At 54.3% G+C, this 18,889-nt stretch carries 19 protein-coding genes and 3 pseudogenes; 18 read left to right on the plus strand and 4 right to left on the minus strand.

All coding sequences use genetic code 11. From position 1 onward, the window contains the following. Positions 1-201 precede the first annotated feature (201 nt). Positions 202-408: a helix-turn-helix domain-containing protein gene (locus tag N6V40_RS05845; protein ID WP_262199376.1), complete on the plus strand. Its 207-nt coding sequence runs from the start codon at positions 202-204 to the stop codon at positions 406-408. Here the strand turns inward: N6V40_RS05845 and N6V40_RS05850 are convergent. Continuing rightward, a complete protein-coding gene (locus N6V40_RS05850; protein ID WP_262199377.1) occupies positions 395-1,183 on the minus strand; it encodes a MerR family transcriptional regulator in 789 nt (262 codons plus the stop codon). The genes N6V40_RS05845 and N6V40_RS05850 overlap by 14 nt on opposite strands. A 462-nt stretch (positions 1,184-1,645) precedes the next feature. Here N6V40_RS05850 and N6V40_RS05855 point away from each other — a divergent pair, with 462 nt between their 5' ends. The 7 genes and pseudogenes from N6V40_RS05855 (at position 1,646) to N6V40_RS05885 (ending at position 6,885) form a co-directional block, all read left to right on the plus strand. Next, the gene (locus N6V40_RS05855) at positions 1,646-2,251 is read left to right on the plus strand and encodes a hypothetical protein (protein WP_262199378.1); all 606 of its coding nucleotides are present in this window, start codon (positions 1,646-1,648) and stop codon (positions 2,249-2,251) included. 14 nt (positions 2,252-2,265) lie between these two features. After that, positions 2,266-2,463 (plus strand): hypothetical protein, encoded by a 198-nt coding sequence (locus tag N6V40_RS05860; protein WP_262199379.1) that lies wholly within the window; start codon positions 2,266-2,268, stop codon positions 2,461-2,463. A 24-nt stretch (positions 2,464-2,487) separates the two neighbouring features. Beyond that, positions 2,488-3,141, plus strand: coding sequence for a peptidyl-tRNA hydrolase (locus N6V40_RS05865; RefSeq protein ID WP_262199380.1), 654 nt, complete (start codon positions 2,488-2,490; stop codon positions 3,139-3,141). 86 nt (positions 3,142-3,227) lie between these two features. After that, on the plus strand, positions 3,228-4,184 hold the full coding sequence (hutG, locus tag N6V40_RS05870; protein WP_262199381.1) for a formimidoylglutamase: 957 nt from the start codon (positions 3,228-3,230) through the stop codon (positions 4,182-4,184). A gap of 134 nt (positions 4,185-4,318) precedes the next feature. Beyond that, positions 4,319-5,262, plus strand: a pseudogene (locus N6V40_RS05875) (metal ABC transporter substrate-binding protein). Next, positions 5,259-6,014, plus strand: a complete 756-nt coding sequence (locus N6V40_RS05880; RefSeq protein WP_131089122.1) for a metal ABC transporter ATP-binding protein — start codon at positions 5,259-5,261, stop codon at positions 6,012-6,014. Before N6V40_RS05875 ends, N6V40_RS05880 begins: the two are co-directional and overlap by 4 nt. A gap of 41 nt (positions 6,015-6,055) precedes the next feature. Then, a pseudogene (locus tag N6V40_RS05885) lies at positions 6,056-6,885 on the plus strand (metal ABC transporter permease). Positions 6,886-6,976: 91 nt separating this feature from the next. Here the strand turns inward: N6V40_RS05885 and N6V40_RS05890 are convergent. Both N6V40_RS05890 and N6V40_RS05895 read right to left on the minus strand, forming a co-directional pair. Then, positions 6,977-7,936, minus strand: a complete 960-nt coding sequence (locus N6V40_RS05890; protein WP_262199382.1) for an HNH endonuclease family protein — start codon at positions 7,934-7,936, stop codon at positions 6,977-6,979. 205 nt (positions 7,937-8,141) lie between these two features. Then, on the minus strand, positions 8,142-8,813 hold the full coding sequence (locus tag N6V40_RS05895) for a metal-dependent transcriptional regulator (protein ID WP_262199383.1): 672 nt from the start codon (positions 8,811-8,813) through the stop codon (positions 8,142-8,144). A gap of 288 nt (positions 8,814-9,101) precedes the next feature. On the opposite strand from N6V40_RS05895, the pseudogene N6V40_RS05900 reads away from it, so the two are divergent. From N6V40_RS05900 to N6V40_RS05935, 8 genes and pseudogenes are all read left to right on the plus strand, one after another. Beyond that, positions 9,102-10,111 (plus strand): annotated as a pseudogene (locus N6V40_RS05900) (substrate-binding domain-containing protein); the annotation flags it as partial. Between the two features lie 19 nt (positions 10,112-10,130). Beyond that, positions 10,131-10,565: an ATP-binding cassette domain-containing protein gene (locus tag N6V40_RS05905; RefSeq protein WP_262199384.1), complete on the plus strand. Its 435-nt coding sequence runs from the start codon at positions 10,131-10,133 to the stop codon at positions 10,563-10,565. A gap of 14 nt (positions 10,566-10,579) precedes the next feature. After that, complete coding sequence (locus tag N6V40_RS05910) at positions 10,580-11,644, plus strand: sugar ABC transporter ATP-binding protein (protein WP_262199385.1); 1,065 nt, start codon at positions 10,580-10,582, stop codon at positions 11,642-11,644. Then, a complete protein-coding gene (locus N6V40_RS05915; RefSeq protein WP_262199386.1) occupies positions 11,645-12,613 on the plus strand; it encodes an ABC transporter permease in 969 nt (322 codons plus the stop codon). A gap of 40 nt (positions 12,614-12,653) precedes the next feature. Beyond that, positions 12,654-13,592: a substrate-binding domain-containing protein gene (locus N6V40_RS05920; RefSeq protein ID WP_262199387.1), complete on the plus strand. Its 939-nt coding sequence runs from the start codon at positions 12,654-12,656 to the stop codon at positions 13,590-13,592. Between the two features lie 74 nt (positions 13,593-13,666). Next, the gene (locus tag N6V40_RS05925; protein ID WP_262199388.1) at positions 13,667-14,590 is read left to right on the plus strand and encodes a ribokinase; all 924 of its coding nucleotides are present in this window, start codon (positions 13,667-13,669) and stop codon (positions 14,588-14,590) included. A gap of 34 nt (positions 14,591-14,624) precedes the next feature. Next, the gene (rbsD, locus tag N6V40_RS05930; protein WP_262199389.1) at positions 14,625-15,008 is read left to right on the plus strand and encodes a D-ribose pyranase; all 384 of its coding nucleotides are present in this window, start codon (positions 14,625-14,627) and stop codon (positions 15,006-15,008) included. A gap of 159 nt (positions 15,009-15,167) precedes the next feature. Further along, positions 15,168-15,611 carry a hypothetical protein gene (locus N6V40_RS05935; protein WP_131089112.1) on the plus strand — a complete coding sequence of 148 codons (444 nt, stop codon included), beginning with the start codon at positions 15,168-15,170 and terminating at the stop codon, positions 15,609-15,611. A 32-nt stretch (positions 15,612-15,643) separates the two neighbouring features. Here N6V40_RS05935 and N6V40_RS05940 read toward each other — a convergent pair whose 3' ends face one another. Continuing rightward, a complete protein-coding gene (locus N6V40_RS05940; protein WP_262199390.1) occupies positions 15,644-16,582 on the minus strand; it encodes a carbohydrate kinase family protein in 939 nt (312 codons plus the stop codon). A gap of 196 nt (positions 16,583-16,778) precedes the next feature. On the opposite strand from N6V40_RS05940, the gene N6V40_RS05945 reads away from it, so the two are divergent. Then, entirely contained in the window at positions 16,779-17,966 is a 1,188-nt protein-coding gene (locus N6V40_RS05945) for a glycoside hydrolase family 32 protein (protein WP_262199391.1), read from the plus strand. Between the two features lie 107 nt (positions 17,967-18,073). Then, positions 18,074-18,880 carry an oxygenase MpaB family protein gene (locus N6V40_RS05950; protein ID WP_262199392.1) on the plus strand — a complete coding sequence of 269 codons (807 nt, stop codon included), beginning with the start codon at positions 18,074-18,076 and terminating at the stop codon, positions 18,878-18,880. Positions 18,881-18,889 lie beyond the last annotated feature (9 nt).

Here is an 18,889-nt window from a genome sequence, read left to right on the forward strand (position 1 = left end):
CGTAAGTACCTTCTTAGGATTTTAGTCAATATGACCAGTTGAGCCCAAATGTGTTGCGCGGACTGCCCGATAATGTTGCGTAAAAACCGGCGCTCCATGCCAGTAAAAGCGGTTTCGCGTCATCCGTGATCTCTTGTCCACATAAGCGTGCTTCACCGATGTTTTGGGAAGTAATCCAAGTACCCTATTGCTATGAGGTTTATGCGCTTGGAAGATGTTGCTGAGGAGCTTAATGTAAAGCTTCCTCAAGTCCGCGCCCTAGTAAAAAGCGGCGAGCTACCAGCAATCCAAATTGGTGGCCGTGGCATGTGGCGCGTAGAACGCGTCGAGTTGGAAAACTATATTCAGCAACGCTATGCGCAAGCTCGCGAAGAGAACACGAACGACTCCACTCTTAGGGCTGAGTAGTGTTCTTCAGATAGAACTTCAGGGCGTCACGTACCAGCGGCGCATGTCCGCCATAGTTCTTAGCAAACCGTTCGTCGGCGACGTACATGTCGGCCAAAGATTCAATGTATTGAGCATGTTTCTCAGGATCTTCAGCACCCAATGGCGTTCCCGGAACGGAAGATAACCATTGCACGTGACGTGCGGCCAGCGACTGGGCCACCTCGCTTTCTGCACTCACTTGGTCGTTGCCGGCCTGGATCCACGCGTCGTTTAGTTCTTGAACCAGCGCGAAGAATTCACTGTGCTCTTGCTTAGTCTTACTGCGCCACCATTTATTTGAGCTGTTGTAGGCCTCGGACCCCCAACGCTCGGTGACTTCTTGTTTGTACTGCTCATTGAATCCGTCAAAGCTCGTTTCGGGTTTCATAGTCTCTCCAGTTTCTAGTGCGGTAATTGAGTGCTTCAGGGCGAGAATCTGCCGGTCTAACGTTTCTCGTTGAAGCTGCAGCTGCTCGACGTGCTTCTTGAGCGCCTCACGTTCATCGCTTTGGCGCTCTAAGATCTCGGCGATATTTTCTAAGCTAAGTCCCATGTCCTTGAGTACCAGAATTCGTTGAAGTCGAACCAGCTGGTCTTGGGCGTAGAAGCGGTAGCCGTTTGAAGCCACGCGGTGCGGGCTAAACAGTCCGATGTGGTCGTAATGGCGCAGGGTGCGGCTGCTGATCCCTGCGGTCCGAGCCAAATACGCAATAGAGAATTCGTCAGGCTCTTCAAAGTTTGTTGGCTCGTTCATAGGCCACACGCTACCGGTTGACGCTACGTCAATGTCAACGAGTAGCTAAGAATCTGTTATTCGCAACTTGTGATTCAGGTCTCTCGACAGAATGGCGGAAAATTCTAGGTAAAAGTGATTCTCATTGATCATATTGACTACTGTGTCGACTGCTCGTTGCGCACGGTGAATCATGTGTAGTTCAATGAAATCAGACGACGTTGGAAAGGTAATCGCCGAATCCAATTACGACCTAACGTGTTTGTAGACCACCTGCATCTGCATCGCTAAATAAGAACTGGCCACCCACGCCAGGACTTGGTGAAAGAACTTTATCGATGGCTCGTGAGCATTCCTGTTTGCTGGAATGCTTGCGGGCCATCTTTTTGTGAGCCCACCTAAACTGCGAACATACCTCGTGCCCTTCGCGCAGTGCCCGGTCGGCTCTGGAACAATGAGCCCGTAGGTACATGAAGGAGCATTGTGGGTTCAATGAGGCGCGTCTGGCAAAACTGGTGGATGCAATTAGTCGGTGGCATTTTGATGGCGGCCATCGCTGTCTTGCCGTGGTTGTGGATCGGTGAAAAAGACCGAGCGATACTCCCGGTAGCTAGTGACGATGCTCTTGGATTGATTATCGTATTCGCTTTGACAGCACTGCTTGGTAGCTGGTGTGTTCGCCGAGTAGGTCGAGGACGAACCGGATTCGCGGTGGTGACCGCGGTAGGAATGTTCCTTGGCATGCTTGCCCTTGGTGCTCAAGGAATTCAAGCGACAAACCCGGCGGCGTTTAGTGGAGATCTGTCCAAAGCTTCAGTACACCAGCTCTGGGTATTTGGTTCGCTTCTGGTCATTAGCCAAGCGTGGTACTTCTTGAGCGCAAAGTTGCGTTTACCCGTGGCAGCACTGTTCTACGCCATGTTGGCGGTCAGCCTTGGGTACTGGTTGCAGATCGTTGCTTCGCTCATCGCCGGCGCCCAAAGTTATGCGATCTATCTGGGCTATGCAGGTGCTTTGATCTTGGGCCTCATCCTTGGTTTTGTTGGATTCCTGCGTGCCTCGAATCTGATTTTTGGGTACTGTCCTTAGCTATCCAATGGGTCATGCCCGCGGTAGTGGACAGTGCAGCGCGCGTCATCCAATCAGAGGTTGGTTTCGCCAAGGGGCTGCGTGCTTTTGGTAAGAACTTCAGCGCAACCGTGCTTGAGGTGCCATGGCAAACGCCATTGATTATCAGCCTTGCTACGGCCATGCTCACCAGCGTCATTATCGTGATCGTTCGCAAGGCACGTAGGCGCTAGGGCGATACGACCTAGAATGAACTCATGGATGAACTGCGCGAACGCGATCCCGAAGAACTGGTCCAACCCATAATCTTGAGGATCGACAAAGAAGATCCTTCAACTGAAGATGAGGGGCTTTCGGCAGTTTCTCGCGCAGCGGTCATTGCATACCTTCAGGACCCGCATAACGAGGACTGGCAGAAGTGGGCGGAACAAGCTTTCGCTAAGTCGGTGCGGCGAGCGAATCCCAAGATGTTCGCAAAGGTCCTTGAAATGTTCCCAGAGCAAATGGTTAGCGAAGTGGGCAAGGCTCAAGCTGTCGGTTTGCCACCGCTTCCGGCCGCGGATCTTCCCAAGCTGATTGCCAAGCTTCAGGTCTCAGGCACGCAGCTACCCAAGAGCGATGAAATCCTTGATTCTAAAGTAATCATCGCCGTCAATGCCTCCCTTGAAATGTCTACCGGCAAGGCAGCCGCTCAGTGTGCCCACGCGTTGTTTGCATGGTTGACCGAAAGCAGAGGTCAAGACATTGAGGGATGGCTCAAAGTGCATGCTCCGGTAGGGATTCGACACCTGCCTAAAAAGGACTTTGAAGTATTGTCACGGCGAGCAAGTGGGCCGGTGATCCAGGATGCCGGCCGTACCGAGATTGAACCCGGATCTACTACCGCATTTGTTCTCGTTCAAGCCGACTAGCAAGAACGTCTGCTGAGTCTGGAATGTCAGACAGCGTCTGAAACAATGCTCTGGTTGATTCCAGTCGAGTCTGTTTTGCTGTAGTTATGGGCGAACTACCAGAAGCACAACAAAACTCCGTGGACCGAGTCGCACCAAAATGGGCTGGTCGAGTCGACGCAGATGGTCCTGAGCATACGCGCTGGCATCAGCGTGTGAGTGAACAGGTTCAGTCAGATCTTCCTGGTGCAGTAGCGCTGATCGGGTTCTGCTCGGATGCAGGGGTGCAACGCAATCAAGGACGCACCGGTGCAGCTGATGGCCCCGCTAGCTTGCGGGCCGCGCTGAGCCCCTTGGCCATCCATAGCCAGCGGCCACTAGTGGACTTAGGCGACGTTGTGGTTACCGGTGACGATTTGGAGCAGGGCCAGGATCGGTTAGCAGCAGTGGTGGAGCAAGCCTTGGATGCCGGCGCTCTGCCGATAGTGCTTGGCGGTGGGCATGAAACCGCCTACGGGACAGCCAGTGGATTACTGAATTTCTTGGCTGCGCAGCCGTCGAAACGCATTGGCGTTCTTAATCTTGATGCCCACTTTGATCTGCGTGATGAACCTCGACGCAGCAGTGGCACACCGTTCCTTGACATTGCCCGAGTCATGGAGAAATCTGGGCGAGAATTCAACTATGCCGTTGTGGGGATCAGCCGTCCGAGCAATACCTCGGCTCTCTTCGCCAGGGCTGACAAGCTAGGTGTTAGCTACTTGCTTGATGAGCAGTGTCAGCCAGATCGCGCGCAGCGTTTTGTCTCCGAATTCTTGGATCGTATCGACGTGCTGTACCTGACCATTGACCTTGACGTATTGCCCGCAAGCGTGGCTCCCGGGGTTAGTGCTCCCGCCGGATTTGGCGTTGCTTTTGAAGTCATTGATGCCGTGTGCCGTCAGGTTGTGCAGAGTGGAAAGCTAGCTGTCGCAGATGTTGTTGAGCTCAACCCGAAATTTGATGTTGACTCTCGAACCGCGCGTAGCGCAGCGCGACTGATCTACCATCTTGCGGTGGGGTAACGGCGTCATTAGATTGATTGTTTGACCCCTCAAACATTATCCTGTGTGCAAGCGAAGTTTGTCGCTCGCGTTCTCTTGCAACGAGGCAGGAGTAGGGCCACGAAGCTCAGGATTTGAGGACACAAGTGCTAATAATGTCCGGACTGCGCAAGCCATCGCGCATGATGGCATTGCTTGTTGTGTCGTTTTTGGTGGTGGCTACGGGATGTACTCCGGCAAGTAAGTCGCAGCCGGGTATGGCCGAATCAGCTGACTCCCGACCTGTGGTGATCACGACCTTTACCGTGCTGCAGGACATCGCTCAAAACGTTGCAGGCGATCACCTGCGGGTGGAATCACTGACTCGTCTAGGAGCTGAAATCCACGGTTATGAGCCAACCCCCGATGACCTGCGCCGTGCCTCCCAAGCTGATTTGATCCTGGATAACGGGCTAAACCTTGAAGCGTGGTTCGCCCAATTTGTTCAAGAGAGCCCGGCACCGCATGTCACCGTCAGTGACGACATCACGCCGATTGGAATTGTTCAGGGGAAGGTGCTGGCAAACCGAACCCTCACGCCTGGATGAGTCCAATGAACGTGCAAAAATACGTGAACCGGATGGCAGAGGCCTTCAGCAAACTTGATCCAACCAATTCCGCTGACTATCAAGCTAACGCCAAGCGGTATCAAGCTGAACTACAAAAAGTTCAAGATGATCTTGCCACGGAACTCAAATCAATTCCCGCGCAGCAACGGGTCTTGGTTACTTGTGAAGGTGCCTTTAGCTACCTAGCTAAAGATGCCGGGCTCAAAGAAAAGTACCTTTGGGCGGTCAACGCGGAATCTCAGGCGACGCCACGCAAGGTCGCCTCCACCATTGACTATGTACGAGAGAACCACGTTCCTGCAGTCTTCTGCGAATCAACCGTATCTGATGCGGCGATGCAACGAGTGGTGGAATCTACCGACGCAAAATACGGCGGAACACTGTACGTAGATTCACTCTCAGAAGCTGATGGACCAGTGCCGACTTACCTGGAACTAATTACGCACGATACCCAGCTCATTGCCCGATCGTTGAAAGGCCAAACGCCATGATCGCCACAAGTACTACTGAGCTGGCCGTTGACGTATCGTCGGCCACCGTTCATTACGGTCCCGTACTGGCCTTGGACAACGCATCGTTGGCGCTGGCCCAAGGCACTGTCTGCGGATTGGTGGGCATGAACGGATCCGGGAAGTCCACACTCTTCAAAACGATCATGGGCCAAATCAAGCCCGACAGTGGGAGCGTAAAAATCGGTGGTACCGATCCGCTCCAAGCGCGTAAGAGCGGAATGCTCGCCTATGTTCCACAGAGCGAAGCGGTGGATTGGAACTTTCCCATATCAGTACGCGATGTTGTGATGACTGGACGGTACGGACAAATGGGATGGAGTCGGCGGGCCAAGAAGAAGGACCATGCGGCAGTCAACGAAGCGTTGGAACGGGTGGAACTGACCGAGTACGCAGACCGGCAAATCGGCCAACTTTCCGGAGGTCAGAAGAAACGTGCCTTCGTTGCCAGATGCATCGCCCAAGGTGCCAGCATCATGCTGCTAGATGAACCGTTCGCCGGCGTAGATAAACGCAGTGAAGCAACCATCACCACGCTACTGCGCGAAATTGCCGATGATGGTGGAAGCATCTTGATCTCCACCCATGATTTGCAGGCCCTGCCACAGCTCGCTGATGAAGCGGTGCTGTTGATGCGCAAGGTCCTGATGCACGGTGCACCCGAGGTCGTGCTGCAGGCAGAGAACTTGGCGTTGGCCTTCGGGCTAGATCCGATGAAACGAGATGTCTCATGAACCTACTTGAACTGCTCGCCGAGCCCCTGAGCTACACGTTCATGATCCGCGCCTTGTCGGTGACGGTTATTGCTTCCGTGCTCTGCGCGGTACTTTCTTGCTGGCTGGTGCTTATTGGCTGGTCCTTGATGGGTGACGCGGTCTCGCACGCAGTATTGCCAGGGGTCGTCTTGGCCTACATCGTTGGAGCGCCGTTTGCACTGGGAGCATTGATCTTTGGATTCTTGGCGGTGGCGCTCATCGGGGAGTGCGGGACACCACCAAACTGAAAGAAGATGCCGCGATAGGCATCGTCTTCACCATATTGTTTTCTTTCGGGCTGGTTCTCATCTCTGTCACTCCAAGCCACATCGATCTCAACCACATTATCTTCGGCAATCTATTGGGTGTCTCTGCTGAGGATCTGTGGCAAGTACTGATCTTGGGAGCGGTGACCTTCTCAATTCTGATCTTCAAACGTAAGGACTTCACGCTCTACGCTTTTGACCAGACTCACGCACACGCATTGGGAATGAACCCACGACTGATTGGTGCAGTACTTCTCGGGTTGCTGGCCATGACATCCGTGGTTGCCTTGCAAGCTGTCGGAGTCATCTTGGTCGTCGCGATGCTAATCATCCCCGGGGCCACAGCCTTCTTGCTGACTGACAAGTTTTCAAAGATGTTGATCATTGCACCGGCGCTCGCTGCGTCTGCCGGAATATTGGGCGTCTACGTAAGCTACTTCCTCGACGCATCCACCGGCGGCATGGTGGTTCTAGCTCAAGGTCTAATCTTCACCGTGGTCTACCTGTTCAGCCCTCGGCAAGGATTGATTGCCGCTTACATAGCAACAAAAAATCGGCGCAAGTCATTGGCGGCCGCTAGCTAGATCGAGTTCTCGAATGTCAATGAATCGGTTGTCGCTTCAGCAGAAAAGAACATGGCGGAGGTCAAAGACCTCCGCCATATTCATATCCTGATTATGCGCGCCAGCGAAGCTTTCCGTTGGCATCGTATTTGCAGGTGTACAGCTTGCCTGCGGCAGATTTTCCACGCTTGCCCTTGTCCACGTTCTTGCAGTAAGAACCAGGATGTACGGTGCCCTTGACCGTGCCAGGGGACTTTGTGGTCTTCTTCTTTGGAGTAGTTTTTGGCGTTGAACCAGCAGGCTTAATTGCGGTGACTTTGGCGCCCTTTTGGTTCCTGCAAGAGTTCAGCACCTTGGTCATGGCGTTCTTTTCGGGTTTTGTCACCGAAAGCGCGTACTTTTTCTTGACGCTAATTTGTGTGGCCACGTATTGGCAGCGGAAGCTCTTATTCTTTGGCAACCACTCAGCTGTATTCTTCTCGCCCTTCTGGCGATTAGCGGACGCATCAGCAGCAATAAGGTTCAGCGGATCGTTAGCTAGGGCCTGACGCTGAGATTGTGAAAGCTTCTGCGCGCCGGAAATCCACGCATTTTTCAGGGCGACCACGTGGTCAATATCGACGCTTCCAGACTTGACCTTCCAATTGATCCTCTTGCCGGTGTACTTGTCGTTCAACGTACCGGAAGCGACCGTGCACTTCTTGCGATCCTTGAACTTCACCTTAGACATATCTCGGGAGAGTGTGTCTTGGCGTTCGTCGCACTTGTCCTTGTCGAAGTCTTTCCAGCCGTTGCCGAATTTCTTGTTTCGGTTGTATCCAGTAGCGGCAGCTTTACCCTTGACCGATAGCGACTTGAGCATAGTCGTGGCTTTGGGACCGTTGAGCTTGGGCCCGGCGCTGACCTTCTTGGAGCTGGTCGAAGCGCGTTCGATGACCAAGGTCTGACCTGCGGACAACGGCGCTGGAACTGTTTCAGAAACGCTGGCCAACGACGGCGAATCTGCTGGGGCACTGCAACCGGCGAGAACCAGAATTGCAGCGCAGAGCAGGGCAAAGATTTTCCTAGGCAAGGTGAAGTCTTTCGGCAGGAAGGAATACGAGTGATGACCAAAACTCGGTGGATCGATCCAAGGATAAGAAACTTGAACTTTTCAGTAAGTTTGGTTGATTCATACTCTAATCCACATTCCGACAAATAAGCCGTTTGGGGATTGTTACTTGTGTTAGCGCAGCATTTGAAAGCTTCGACAAATGCTTTGTAGGTACCGCATCAAGCTACGTGGGAGACCCAAACTGCGGTGCTTGCACGGGCTCCGAGCTGAGCGGCTGATTTTTTCCAGCGACCTTGACGGTGATGGTGTCAGAGAAGTCCTCTGCAACCGAAACGCTGAGCTGAACTCCAACTCGGATGTCTTGATCCGAGAAATACTGAAGTAACTGCGAATCATCATCAGCAATGCGCTCGACTACAACGCGGCTGCCGTCTGCAGCGTCACTGAGATTGATTGCTTCTGGGATGCTGATGTGACCTTCGGCGGTGGGAATGGGATCGCCATGAGGATCACGGGTTGGATGATCCAAGAGATCGTCAATGCGCTTAATCATGAAATCAGAGACGGCGTGCTCTAGATTTTCGGCCTCGTCATGCACCTGGTCCCAGCGGTAGCCAAGCATCTGGACAAGGAAAGTCTCAACTAATCGATGGCGCCGAACCATGGCCATCGCGTAGCCACGGCCTAAGTTGGTGAGGGTGACGGCACCGTATGGAGTATGGTTCAAAAGACCCTGCTGTCGCAGCTTACTCAATGCGCCGGAGACCGTGGAAAGCTTCATGCCAGCTTTGGCCGCAATGACGCTGGCTGTCACTGGATCGCTGGACCACTCAGTGAGTCCAAAGATGATCTTGAGATAGTTTTGCGCGCTATCTGAGAGCTGGTTTACCGACACGTTTTCAATCATAGTCATCGGTCGGTGGCGTGGTGTGAAAAGTAGTGAGTTGATTGTCGGTTTTGTGCGTGAATAAATCTGAATTATTAGGTGCGCTGTGCGACATGCGTGATAAAGCCTCAGATCAACATCAATAATTTTGGAGATGATCGCTGGGCTAGTTGGATCTTGAGATCGTTGGTGTTGACAATGTTATCCGAGTGGTGGAAACTGTGTAATCGATTCCATGGAATCGATTACACGAAAGCAAAGGGGCTCAACGCGATGAACGCCGTCACCATCAAAGACGTGGCACTGGCAGCCGGAGTATCTTCGGCCACTGCCTCGCGCGTTCTCTCCGGACACTCTGCAACTTCTGCCGATTCCCGCGAAAAAGTTGAAGCCGCTGCCAAGAATCTGGGCTTCGTTCCCAACGCTCAGGCACGTTCCCTTCGCTCCACCAAAACTGACACCATCGCACTGCTGATTTCTGATGTGCGCAACCCCTACTTCTCTGATTTGGCTCATGCCGTAGAACAGCAAGCGCTGGCGGCCGGCATGATGACTTTCATTGGTAACGCCAATGAAGACACCGCCCAGCAGGACCAGTTCCTCGCTGCAATGCTTTCGCGTCGAGTAGACGGTCTCATCGTGGTTCCTCAGGGACTGGACGAAGAAGACGAACGCCCTAGCGAAATGATGCAGCGGATCATCAGTTCAGGTACTCCAATGGTCTTTGTGGACCGCACACTTCCTGAACTGAACGTTCCTTCCGTTTCAGCATCAAGTAGCGAAGCATTGGGGGAGGCAATTGGTGAGCTCAAAAATTGGGCCACCGAAATATCGCCTTCCTCGGTGGACCAGCCCACGCTTCCACCGCTCGTGAACGCCACCGTGCCTTTGATGAAGCGCTGCTGGCAAATGCTCTGGAATCAAACGCAAATCTGCACTTCGCCGGTGACTTCCAAGCCGAGTCAGGCGCGGACGGAGCTCGCTGGCTGCTGAACCACCCGCTGAAACCCACTGCGGTCATCATCGCAGATGCGCCTATGGCTATCGGTGCTCTCACGGTGTGGCGAGAGGCCGGAGTTCGGGTGGGCCCGGAACTATCGGTCATCGCTTTTGACGAGGTGGATGCGATGCTCATGCACCATCCGCCGATTGCAACCATCAGCCATGACCTGCGCGCAATGGGTCGTGCAGCAGTCACTGCCTTGCAAGCTGTGATGGGCAGCAATGAACCAGAACCCCAAGAATTTATTAGCCAATTCACCAACCGGGCGTCCCTCGCCCAAGCCCCGGAAACTACCGGCGCCTAGGTGCATGGAAGGAACAAAAATGAGTAATGACGCTCTGCTGGTCCTGGACAAGGTCTGCAAGTCGTTCGGCCCAGTACAGGTCATCGAGGACGTGACAGTCGAAGTGTATGCCGGCAAAGTCTCGGTACTGCTCGGCGAAAACGGTGCAGGTAAGTCCACGCTGATCAAAATGATCGCAGGCGTGCATGAACCTGATGCGGGGCAGATCCTGTTCAAGGGACAGCCCGTAAGGATCCGCGACACCAAGACCTCCGAGGCGCTAGGTATCGCGACCATTCACCAGGAACTAAATCTGGTCCCGTCGATGACTATCGCCGAGAACATCACGCTGGGACGAGTGCCCCGCAAATTCGGTATTATCAACCGCCGTGAAATGCGTAAGATTGCCCGCGATGCATTGGCCAAGCTGGAACTGGACCTAGACGTGAACACCCCGGTGGGGAGTTGGGCCTAGCCCAGCAGCAATTGGTGGAAATCGCCAAAGCCTTGAGTCTTGATGCGCGAGTGATGATCTTGGATGAGCCCACCGCAGCATTGACCACCACGGAGATCGAGCACCTGTTCCGTGTGGTCAACCAGCTGAAAACCCAAGGTGTTGGCATGGTCTTCATCAGCCACCACCTCGATGAAATCGCCGCCATCGGTGACTACGTCAACGTACTGCGCGACGGTAAATTTATCGCCACAGTTCCTGCGGACACCGACGAAAATGAACTTGTTCGTCTGATGGTCGGCCGGGATATCGATGCACAGTTCCCACGCGTAGCCACCGAGGTCAGCGGACAGCCGTTATTGACCGTTGAGCACCTGTCAGAAGGAGCGCTCAAGGACATCTCACTGCAGATTCGTCCCGGTGAAGTTGTCGCACTGGCTGGGTTGATGGGCGCTGGGCGTACCGAGTTGATTCGGGCCATCGCAGGGGCTGACAAGTACGCATCGGGCACTGTGAAGGTGTCGGGTAAAAAGCTAACCAGCTATGACGTGGCGGCCGCTACCCGCGCGGGGATCGGACATGTTCCTGAAGACCGCAAAACTCAGGGATTAGTCCTTGATGCGTCGGTAGCCGAAAACATTGGTTACGCCACCATGGCTGCCACCGCAAAAAATGGTCTGGTGGATCGCAAGGGTCAGAAGGCTCGTGCACAGAAAGTCGCTGAGCGCCTACGCATTCGCATGGGCAGCATCGATGCGCCAATCCGTTCATTGTCCGGTGGCAACCAGCAAAAGGCAGTGTTTGGCCGCTGGTTCACTGCAGGGGCGAAGGTGCTACTGCTCGATGAACCCACCCGTGGCGTGGACGTCGGCGCCAAGATAGAAATCTACGAACTAATCAACGAAATCACGGCCTCCGGAGGCTGTGTCTTGATGGCTTCCAGCGAGCTGCCCGAAGTACTGGGCATGTCTGACCGCATCTTGGTGATGAGCCAAGGGCGTATCGCCGGAGAACTATCCACTAAAGAAGCAACCCAGGACGCCATCATGGCCCTGGCTATTAGCAATGTGCATCGCGAAGAAGAGATGGGAATTAAATAAATGAGCAGCGTAGCTACTGCCCCGAAGAAGGGCTTCGATTTCAAAGCATTCTTGGCCAATAACGGCGCGCTGGTTGGTTTGGTAATTCTCTGCCTAGCCCTCTTCATCGCGACACCTCGATTCTTGACCGGGCCTAACCTGCTGAACATTGGCATCCAGGTTTCCACCATCGCCGTGATGGCCTTTGGCATGACGTTCGTGATTGTTGCCGCCGGCATCGATCTCTCGGTCGGCTCGGTCGCGGCCCTTTCCGCCATGGGTTCTTCCTATGCAGTGACCACCTCGGGCCTGCCAGATGCTCTGGCTATCCCCGTCGGTTTGGCCATCGGTGCTCTTTCGGGTTGGGTCACCGGCGCAATGAGCGCCTACGGTAAGTTGCCTACCTTCATCGCGTCGCTGGCAATGCTCACGGTGGTTCGCGGTTTGACCTTGGTCATCTCAGACGGCCGTCCAATTTCCACCGCTTCCTCGGTGTCGTGGTTAGGTGATGACCTTGGTCCGATCCCTATGCCAATCATCATTTTGGTAGTTTCCGGTTTGCTGGCTGCCTTCGTATTAAACCGGACCGTCATGGGCAAGAATGCCTTTGCGGTAGGTGGCAATACCGAAGCGGCTCGACTCTCGGGTATCCCAGTCAAGCGTGTATTGGTGACCGTCTTTGTGATTTCCGGACTGTTCGCCGCACTGTCGGGCATGATCTTGGCTGGTCGTTTGGATTCGGCGCAGCCAACCTTGGCATCAGGCTACGAACTGGACGCCATTGCAGCCGTCGTCATCGGTGGCGCTTCGCTTTCAGGTGGCGTCGGACGAATTTCCGGCACGCTCATCGGTGCCTTGGTCCTAGCCGTCATTCGTAACGGCCTGAACCTGCTCTCAGTTTCCGCTTTCTGGCAGCAAGTAGTTATTGGCGCGGTTATCGCGATTGCCGTCGGCTTTGACGTGCTGCGCCGTAAGAACGTCAAACACTAATTTTTCAAATACTCAGCCTCTGTTCAAAGGAGAACAACTCATGAAAAAACTGATTCGCACCACCGCAGCCATCACCCTTTCACTCGGCCTTGCTGCCTCTTTGGCAGCCTGCAACCGTGGCGAAACCGCAGCCGACGGAGCTTCGGCGACCTTGGCAGTTTCCACCTTGAATAACCCATTCTTCGTGGACCTGCGAGACGGCGCTCAGGCTGAAGCCGATGCTTTGGGCATGGATCTTTCTGTAGTAGATGCACAGAACGACTCCGCTACTCAGGCCAACCAGCTGGCTACCGCTGCAACCAACGGTTCAGCTGGCGTCATCATCAACGCTGTTGATACCGAAACCGCAGAGGCCGGCCTGGCCCCAGTGGTGAAGGCAAACTTGCCAATCGTTGCAGTGGACCGCGCGGTAGGCAACACCAAGGTCGCTTCCTTTGTCGCCTCAGATAACGTGGCCGGTGGTGAACAGGCGGCTAAGGCGCTGGCCGAGTCGCTCAAGGGCAAGGGAAAGATCATCGTTCTTGAAGGCGTTCCTGGTGCCTCAGCAACCAACGAACGCGGTGAAGGATTCACCAAGGGTCTCAAAGAGTTCAAAGACATCGAAGTTGTTTCCAAGCAGACCGCTAACTTTGACCGTGCCGAAGCCCTGGACGTAGTCACCAACCTGATGCAATCCAACCCAGACGCCGTTGGCGTACTGGCCATGAACGATGAAATGGCATTGGGCGCAATTCAGGCTTTGGGCGATAAGGCCGGCAAGAGCGTAAAGGTCTTGGGCTTTGATGGCACCGAAGACGGATTCAAAGCAGTGAAGGCTGGCAGCATGGTGGCAACCATCGCGCAGAACCCAGCAGAGTTGGGCAAGCAGTCGGTGCAGATGCTCTCCAAGGCTATTAACGGTGAAGACGTTGAAGCTAATGTGCAGGTTGCAGTAGATACTGTTGATTCGAAGAACATCGCAGAGTACTCCGGCAAGTAATCTTCAAGTAGCAGTATCAAGCTAAACACCGGCATTCACCGGCCGTCGGTTGAGAGAATCAGAAGGAAATAACCATGCAGCAGGACATCCAGGTCACCATCGTGGGCTCAAGCAATGTAGACATCACCGCGTTGATGGCACGTTTGCCCGGCCCAGGAGAGACCGTGCTGGCTAATTCCTACCAACTCTCACCCGGCGGCAAAGGTGCCAACCAAGCCTTGGCTGCTCAACTGGCCGGAGCGGCTACCGAATTCATCGGCGCTGTAGGCAACGATTCACACTCTGAAGTTGCCTTGGGTCAAATGCAAGAAGCAGGCGTGAAACTGGACCGGGTGGCCCGAAGTAGCGAACCGACCGGTGTGGCCATTATTCAGGTGGACTCGGCGGCAGAAAATTCCATCGCCGTGGTCTCAGGAGCCAACTCCACCGTCACCGATGAGGCGGTCAAAGCAGCAGGGGCTATTAACGGCATTCTGGTTCTACAAGGTGAAATCCCTGCTTCCGGCATCAAAGCCGCGATGGATGCGGCCACCGATCGCATTGTGCTGAACCTGGCACCAGTGATTGAACTGGAACGTGAATACCTGCTCAAGGCCAACCCTTTGGTAGTCAACGAGCATGAGGCTGAAGCGGTGCTCCAGCAGCTGAACCCGCACCCAGTCCGTGAATTTGATGGCAAGTATGAGCGACTGGCCAACATGCTGGTGGAAGAGGGCATCGCCAGCGTGGTCATCACGCTCGGGGCCAACGGCTGCCTAGTTGCGGACCGTGTGGCCCTAGACAATGGTGGGGTCCAAGTTCGTGCACTGCCCGCGGTAAAGGTCAAAGCAGTAGATACCACCGGTGCCGGTGATGCATTCACCGGTGCCGTGGCGGCACGGCTAGCTCATGGTGACGACCTTGCTCAGGCCGCAGAATTTGCCGGTAAATTTGCGGCCCTGACGGTACAGGCACACGGTGCCCAAGCTTCCTACCCGCGTTCGATCACGAACCTCTAAAACAACTTTTAAGCAAGACTCAAAGGAAGCCTTCGTGCTGAAATCTGAAATTCTCAACGCGCCATTACTTGGAGCGCTGGCTACCTGTGGCCATACCGATACCGTGGTGATTGCCGACTGTGGTTTGCCGCTTCCCAAAGGACCAACGGTGATCGACCTGGCTCTGGTTCAAGGTCTATTGAGCTTTGAGCAGGTGCTTGATGTGCTGGTCCGCAATATGGTGATCGAGCACAGCACTTTGGCTACGGAAGCCAAAGACAGTTCAGTCCAAGAGCTCTGCGAGATCAAGGGGCTGGAGCTTGGATTCATCTCCCATGAAGAGCTCAAAGCAGAACTGCCTGCAGCCAAAATCATTGTGCGCACTGGGGAATCAACTCCCTACGCCAACGTGATCCTGCACTGTGGAGTCGCTTTTTAGTACTCCCGGAATGCCGGTGACTACGATAAAGGTACCGGCCCATAAAAGACTGGCAAGATGGCTTGTCGTAACTTGTGGCACCAATGCATAGGGCCGAACAGCGAAGTTGCCGATTAGATGAATCACAGCTTTTCCGCATATTTTGAAAGGTCCACAGGGTTGGAAACGTACGTTAGAAACCGACTCTATGCGCAGATTCTGTCGTTGCCGGTTTTCACACTTTTAGCATTATTTGTCGATCTGGGAGTAAGTAAGTCGCAGGACACTCCGTTTGGTTACTACACCCTGTGGGGCGGCGTCCTCATTCCCTTTACCTCTGTCATGTTTTTTGCTTTTGCGCCGACAATTCTTAGAAAGACTCGCTCGGTGATTCGTGATCTCGTAGGAGTTTTTGCGGGCGCGACGCTATTCGGTGTAGTGGTCAGTATTGCCACTTGGAATCCGAGCAGCCATCAAGCTGACACAGCCGATTGGAATAACAGCCTTGGCCTCGTCTATTCACCGATGCTTGGCATTATTGTCATGGCATTGTTCGGTGTTATCGCGGGAGTCATTGAATACTCACTGCAGCGACGGGCTCGAATCCGGCATGGTGCAAACTAGTGCTGCTGAGCTACTTTTCTAATCTGACCGAACTAGTTCGCAGCTAGTTCTTGCTCTTCCAACAATGCCGTCAGCTCCTGGAGAGTTGGTGGCATGGCGCCCGAGCGACGAACAGCTACGGCGCCTGCGGCGACGGCACTGTGGCCCAGCTTTTCGAGCTGCGTAGTTGTCAGATTTGCCGTTCCGAGTGCGAGCAGGCCATGAAGCAGGGCGGACATGAACGAGTCTCCAGCGCCGATAGTATCGGCCACTTCGCTGAGAATTGCAGGGATCTGCACTTGCGAAGTATTGCTGGTCAGTTCTGCTCCGTCGCCGCCACGAGTGAGCACGACGAGCTTGGGGCCAAGGGCCAGAATAGTCGTAGCTACCTGCTGCTGATCTAGTTCTGGGTACAACCATTCGGCGTCTTCATCGCTGAGTTTCACCACATCGCACAGTGAGGCCATACGTTCAAAGGTGGACAGGGCCAAGTCGTGTTCGCCCACCAACGCCGGACGGATATTCGGATCATAGGTGACCAATGCCTGACCCTTGGCTTGGGCCAACAGTGCCGCCACGGCTTCAGCGCCAGGCTCTAAGAAGGTAGCGATGGATCCGGCATGAACAATCTTTGGCATCGGGTCAATGGTGTGTGGTGCGAGATCCCAGTTGATATCAAATTCGTAGCGGGCCGAGCCATCAGCTGCCAGTACCGCGGTCGCCGAAGCAGTGCGCTCTAGGTTCACCGAACCGGGCAGCAACTGTACGTCGGCGGCAGCTAGATGTGACTGAATTTTTGCGCCAAATTCGTCATCACCCAAGGCGGTAAGCAGTGCAACAGGTACACCGAGTCGACCTAACCCAAAGGCTACGTTGGCAGGTGAACCACCCGGGTGGTCAACAGAGCCTTGATCGGTGGCGACAATGTCGATCAGCGCTTCGCCGATGACCAGGATCTCGTGCGATGGGGTTGGTGCGGCGTTGGTAGTCATTATGTCTTCTCTTAGCTGGGCGGTGGGGCGAAAATGGCGGAAATTAGGGCACTGGGCACGGTGTGTGGTTCCGTGCCCAGTGCCCCTAGATAGTACAGGGCGTTAGCCCAACTTAGGCCGTGGCGGCACCGGTCATGATGGCCAGGTCGGCACCGCCACCTCCCCAGAATTCACCATCTCTAAGGATCGCATTGGCATGCTCGTTGGTGGTGGACACCGGCGTAATGACCCTAGCCAACAACTAGAAGTGCAGTTGATGGTGGGCGGCAAGATCGTGGACACCATCGCCGGAGACAACGCCGGAGCAATGAACTGGAAATCATGGGAGGTGGCCCAATACAAAGGCCAGAAAGCCCAGATCAAGGTCGTTGATCAGGCTACCGGCGGTTGGGGACACCTCACCTTGGACAATCTAGTTCAGACCGATGAACAAGTTGTTCCACGCTCAGATGAGACCACAGTGAATCTGGTGGTTGACGATAAGACCGTGCGCACCACTACAGGCTCAGATAGTGAGAGCCTGGACTTCTCCTCATGGAATGTTAAAGAGTTCGCTGGCAAGCAGGCCCAAATCGAGATTGTTGATAACAATCGGGACGGTTGGGGGCATATCCTTGCCGATGAATTTACGCTTTCGGACACTGCAGCAAAGTCCTCTTTGGAGAGCTATGACTGGTTGGACTACGGACGTGATTACTACGCGTCGGTTTCCTTCGGGAACATGCCACAGGACCAGCGAATCATGCTTGGTTGGATGAACAACTGGGACTATGCCAATGACATTCCCACTGATCCGTGGCGTAGTGCAAATTCGCTGCCACGCCAGGTAGGACTGACTCAAACCGCAGAAGGACCTCGGCTTACCCAGAAGCCGGTTGACCAGGTCAAGACCTTAGGAAGCAAGCCAAGCTACATCGAAAGCAATCGCTCGATCGCTGAAGGAACCCGCACGCTACCATCCCAGGCCTCAGGATCTATCGCCAAGGTGGATCTGACCTTTGATCCAGGAACTGCAAAGACTTCGGGCATCACCGTACATGGGGATGCTAAGAGTTCAACAGTGATCGGTTACGACGCGGATTCAAAGAAGGTTTACGTTGACCGCACCAATTCAGGGAACGTGGGCTTCAACCCTAACTTCGCTTCCGTTGAAGAAATGCCGGTGAAGCTCAACAGCAATGGCGAGGTAACCCTACAGGTTTACCTTGACCGTTCTTCGGTAGAAGTTTTCGCTCAGAACGGGCAGCGCACCCTCACCGACCAGGTCTTCCCGAACCAGGGAGCAGATCAGTTGGCGCTCTTTGCCAAGGGAGGCACTGCGAAACTCAAGACACTGAAGGTCACCCCATTGCAGCAATCGATGTTCACCAACACCGATAAATAGCAACACATCGGTGTAAACCAGTGTGGATGCTGCCACGAAAGAAATTCGTGGCAGCATCCACACTGCACTTAAGCGAACCATCTATTTTGACGCCTAAAATCAGAGTCATGAGTCAGCAAGGTTCTGAAAGCCGAGGTCGCGAGCAGTTCACTCGAATTGCCCCGGAAGCCGGCCTGCTACTAGGCGCTGGACGCGCAATCCTCATGCAGCTGGCCCACCCGCAGATCGGACAAGCTATCGCAGAACATTCGGATTTTGCCAGCAACCCACTTAGCCGGCTAATTCACACCTTGGGCTACATTTATGCGCTCAGTAATGGCACCGCCGAACAACAGCGCAAGATAATCCGTCATGTAGATAACGCACACCGCAACGTGCGCGGCACGAGGGATCTGGGCAAGGGAACGCCGGCCTATTCTGCCTTGGATCCCAAGTTGCAATTGTGGGTTGCCGCTACGCTCTACGACTCAGCCCGAGTGATCGCCGCTCAAGTGTTGCCTCACGAAGTTGAGCATGACGAACAGCTGTATCGGCAATACGCCCAGCTAGGTGATGCCCTGCAAATGCCAACGGACTATTGGCCTTCAACGCTTCAAGAGTTTGACCAGTACATGACCACAACGTTGGCGTCCTTACAGGTCACTGACCAAACAAGAGCCTTAGCCAACGAATTGTTTCTAGGCCGCAATGCGCCGTGGTGGATTCGGCTAGGGCTACCGCTGATGCGGGACGTGACTATCGCTCAACTGCCGCGGGCAGTGCATGAACAATTTGGGTTTGATCTCACCCAAAAAGTCCAACGACGCAACCGGGTGACGGTGAGTTTTGTGCGCATGGGTACGCGCATCTTGCCTGTTCGGCTTAGGCGCTTACCCATGCGCATGATGCTACGACGAATCGATCGTATGGTTTAGCTTCGGGAA

Origin of the sequence: Glutamicibacter sp. M10 (genome assembly GCF_025452055.1) — a bacterium.
Taxonomy (GTDB): Bacteria; Actinomycetota; Actinomycetes; order Actinomycetales; family Micrococcaceae; genus Glutamicibacter.

Bases quoted from the DNA above. Each gene is read 5' to 3' on its own strand.
- hutG (WP_262199381.1), top strand. From the start codon at position 3,228: ATGGGCGAACTACCAGAAGCACAACAAAACTCCGTGGACCGAGTCGCA.
- N6V40_RS05880 (WP_131089122.1), top strand. From the start codon at position 5,259: ATGATCGCCACAAGTACTACTGAGCTGGCCGTTGACGTATCGTCGGCC.
- N6V40_RS05865 (WP_262199380.1), top strand. From the start codon at position 2,488: ATGGATGAACTGCGCGAACGCGATCCCGAAGAACTGGTCCAACCCATA.
- N6V40_RS05925 (WP_262199388.1), top strand. From the start codon at position 13,667: ATGCAGCAGGACATCCAGGTCACCATCGTGGGCTCAAGCAATGTAGAC.
- N6V40_RS05860 (WP_262199379.1), top strand. From the start codon at position 2,266: ATGCCCGCGGTAGTGGACAGTGCAGCGCGCGTCATCCAATCAGAGGTT.
- N6V40_RS05945 (WP_262199391.1), top strand. From the start codon at position 16,779: ATGCTCGTTGGTGGTGGACACCGGCGTAATGACCCTAGCCAACAACTA.
- N6V40_RS05950 (WP_262199392.1), top strand. From the start codon at position 18,074: ATGAGTCAGCAAGGTTCTGAAAGCCGAGGTCGCGAGCAGTTCACTCGA.
- N6V40_RS05920 (WP_262199387.1), top strand. From the start codon at position 12,654: ATGAAAAAACTGATTCGCACCACCGCAGCCATCACCCTTTCACTCGGC.
- N6V40_RS05940 (WP_262199390.1), bottom strand. From the start codon at position 16,582: ATGACTACCAACGCCGCACCAACCCCATCGCACGAGATCCTGGTCATC.
- N6V40_RS05850 (WP_262199377.1), bottom strand. From the start codon at position 1,183: ATGAACGAGCCAACAAACTTTGAAGAGCCTGACGAATTCTCTATTGCG.
- N6V40_RS05845 (WP_262199376.1), top strand. From the start codon at position 202: ATGCGCTTGGAAGATGTTGCTGAGGAGCTTAATGTAAAGCTTCCTCAA.
- N6V40_RS05905 (WP_262199384.1), top strand. From the start codon at position 10,131: ATGAGTAATGACGCTCTGCTGGTCCTGGACAAGGTCTGCAAGTCGTTC.
- N6V40_RS05915 (WP_262199386.1), top strand. From the start codon at position 11,645: ATGAGCAGCGTAGCTACTGCCCCGAAGAAGGGCTTCGATTTCAAAGCA.